This window comes from Vibrio sp. 1288 (assembly GCF_033344475.1).
Genome location: NZ_JAWPOX010001104.1, coordinates 1 through 523, shown reverse-complemented (window position 1 = coordinate 523; position 523 = coordinate 1). Strand labels below are relative to the sequence as shown.

General features: G+C 47.4%; 1 protein-coding gene. It reads right to left on the bottom strand.

Annotated elements, in window-relative coordinates; genetic code table 11:
- On the bottom strand, window positions 1-401 hold a 401-nt coding region (locus R8O11_RS31135), incomplete at its 3' end, for a branched-chain amino acid ABC transporter permease (RefSeq protein ID WP_318195380.1).
- Window positions 402-523: the final 122 nt, after the last annotated feature.

Here is a 523-nt window from a genome sequence, read left to right as displayed (position 1 = left end):
ATATTGACGACGTTGGTTTCGAATACCTGTGGGTACGACACCGCAGACACACCAAACATCCATTTCATCAGTGCTTGGAAGAACATCGACAAACCAATCGTCACCATGATCACCGAGATGATCGGCTCACCAATCAACGGCCTAAGCACGATGGTTTGCACCGCGATACCAAACACCATCATAAAGGCGAGTGTCAGTAAAAAGCCGACGAAAAACGGCAGTTGTAGATGAACCAATGCTGCCCAACACACCCATGCGCCGATCAGTAGAAACTCACCCTGAGCAAAGTTCACCACCTGAGTTGATTTGTAAATCAGTACAAAGCACATGGCGACCACGCCATACAACATGCCGACGATCACGCCATTAATGACGAGTTGCAGTAATAAATCCGTATTCACTATGCGATCCTCCGTTGTTCGCTATCCACCAGTGTCAGCTCATGTTGAATAAGCGTTTCTATCACCAGCGACGTTTGAATGCGTGTATTGGTTCCATCCTGATAAGTGATCACCGTATCGAC